Genomic DNA, 2,650 nt, shown 5'->3' with positions numbered 1-2,650 from the left:
AATGATTGCCTACGCCTTCTTGCAGCACCGTCGCCTCGCACATGCGGGACGGAAAAAAAAGAATCAATGGGCCTCCGCCTCAACCAACCATGCCCGCCGTACGCCACGCCATCGTCGATCTCATTCTCCGGCCGCCATCGCAGCGATGCCCGCACTGCAGAAGACGAATTTGTGAAAAACCACAGCACAAACCAAATCTGCCAAAGTAGTGCTAATCCCTTCGGTAGTAGAGAGGACACCTCGCTCCCCACGCTGAATACAAGGTTTATGGCTTGGCAGCCGAGAAACGCGCTGCCACGGTCTCTGCTCCCACGGTAGAGAGGCGCATCAAGAGGAATACCTTTTACCTCGGGCATCGCATTCCTCCTCGCTCTTGGAGTGTTTGGACGCAACTGTAGATTCAGCTAACTCATCTCAGCAACAGTGCTCGGTTTTTGAAGCATCCTGAAGAGACTGTGATGATGCAACCTCGATGATGCAACCTCCAATGCAGCTCGGTGATCCCTCGGCTCATAGAGCGCTGATCATGATCGTCTCGCCGACGACGCGTACAGTTCTGCGCGCTGCACCTCAATTCTGTGGTGCAGAATGAGCTTGACGATCGTGCGTTCATTCCCGTGAAGTATGCTCACCGACGATGATGATAACTCGATAGGCCTCTCTATCTGTCGCATGCAACGTCGATGCCAAGCACCTCATTCGGTGTTAGAGGACTCGCTCGGATGAAGATGTACGAGAAGGCCGCCGACAACCGTCGCCTCTTCTGCTGTTGCCTTCCCCCTTGTTTGATTGGCCACGCGGAATGTCGAAAGTCCGACATGATCAATTGGGACATAAACGCATGACGAGTTCGCACGCCTCGCAGTTTTGGGAGGCTCGACTAAGCTTTAATGTCGAAACGCTATCGCTGTGCATGGCCCGAAACGCATGCTAGCGGATACCCAGGTCGCGTAAGAAGATCGGAACAGCTGTAGCAACTGTGCAAGAGTTGCGTGAGTTTGCATTCGTACGAGATTCTCGGCGCGTCGATTGCACAGGATGGATACTCCAATTCGCAAGACTCGGAGAACCTCATGCGTTCTGCGCCCCACTCCCGCGGCCAGCCACGAAGAGCTCAGTACGTGCATCTGTGCGGAACCGGCGTTGCGTCGCCTGCAGTCCACGCGCATCTTCCGGAGGAAACTCGGTCGTGATTCGTCGGGCTCAACAAGGTGGCCCAATGTCATGATGCCAATTCAACACTCCGACGGTAATGTATGAACGGCGGACGCGTGTCCACGACGTGGAATCGTTATCGAGTTGGTTTTCACGCCGAGTTACACGGCACTACGCACAGCCTTTGGGCATCGCAGCGGGACACAGCAGATCGACCAGGGGGCGATTGACATAGTGCATAGTGGATGTCGCAAAGACCTTGCACCCACACACTCTCGAGGAAGCGAAATTATGGGACGTGTCAGCGAAAAAGTCATTCTGGTGACCGGCGGGGCTCGAGGGATGGGGGCCGCTCATGCGCGCCTGCTGGTAGCGGAGGGAGCTAAAGTCGTGATCACCGATATTCTTCGTAAAGAAGGCGAGGCTTTCGCGGCCGGCCTTGGCACATCCGCGATCTATCTGCGTCAAGACGTCGCTCAGCCAGAGGAATGGTGCCAAGCGATCGCGGCTGCGGAGAGCAAGTTTGGCGCGCTGCATGGCCTCGTCAACAATGCCGGCATAGTCAGTATTGCTCCTATCGAGCAGTTTCCGCTTGAGCAGTGGACGAAGACCCTTGCTGTCAATCTCACCGGTGTATTTTTGGGAATGCAGACTGCCCTGCCGGCCATGCGCCGCGCGGGCGGAGGCTCGATCGTCAACATCTCGTCGGTCGAGGGGCTGAGGGGTAGTGCAGGGCTTCACGCCTACGTTGCTTCCAAGTTCGGCGTGCGGGGCATTACCAAGTCCGCTGCTTTGGAGGCCGCTGCGTCTGGGGTTCGAATAAACTCAGTCCATCCGGGGTTAATCAACACCTGGATGACAAAGGACTTCGATTCTTCCAGTTTTCCCATTCCGCTTGGGCGGGCAGCCGAGCCGCCGGAAGTGTCACAGGTAGTGTTGTTCCTGCTCAGTGACGAGTCCTCTTATCTTACGGGCTCCGAAATCGTCGTCGATGGCGGTCTGACGATCGGCGTCCCGTACAAGTGTCAGGCGCCCGAAAGCATCTTCTGACTAGCAGCTGATCAATTGTCACATAAAACAAGATCTGAGGTTGCGATGTAGTACAGCAGTGGGAACTACGAAGCCTATGCTCGCCCCCGCAAGCCCGCTGGTGTGGACAGCAAGACTTGGCGGCGCTCTCCGGCGCGGCCGCCGGTGCTGGTTCCGGCGACATAGTCGAAATAGTCCGCCAGACGACAGTCTGGCGCGGTTGCTTGCCTTGGTTAGCAACCGCTCGATTTCCTCTAGAATTTTCAACGAGAGGCCCCCTCGGATTCCGCCCCCGTCTATGGCAAGACGTTTGCGCGGCCCGCCACTCTCGAGCCGCGCTGACCTGCCACTGCATTTTCATCCAGCGGCAGTTAGAGTCTCGGGGTTTTGTACGCCAAGTGGCGCGGATGGAGCAACGGACGATCGGCGGAGCTGGTCGGGGTTGCGCAGCCGATCGTCCGTTGCG

General features: G+C 57.0%; 1 protein-coding gene and 1 pseudogene. Both read left to right on the top strand.

The features are described 5' to 3' along the window. Positions 1-175: pseudogene (locus tag I6F36_RS38430) on the top strand (IS701 family transposase); the annotation flags it as partial. 1,271 nt (positions 176-1,446) lie between these two features. After that, positions 1,447-2,205 (top strand): glucose 1-dehydrogenase, encoded by a 759-nt coding sequence (locus I6F36_RS38425; protein ID WP_225143833.1) that lies wholly within the window; start codon positions 1,447-1,449, stop codon positions 2,203-2,205. Positions 2,206-2,650: the final 445 nt, after the last annotated feature.

Source organism: Bradyrhizobium sp. BRP19 (assembly GCF_020194195.1).
GTDB classification, from domain to species: domain Bacteria; phylum Pseudomonadota; class Alphaproteobacteria; order Rhizobiales; family Xanthobacteraceae; genus Bradyrhizobium; species Bradyrhizobium yuanmingense.
This window is presented reverse-complemented; position numbering and strand designations above follow the sequence as displayed.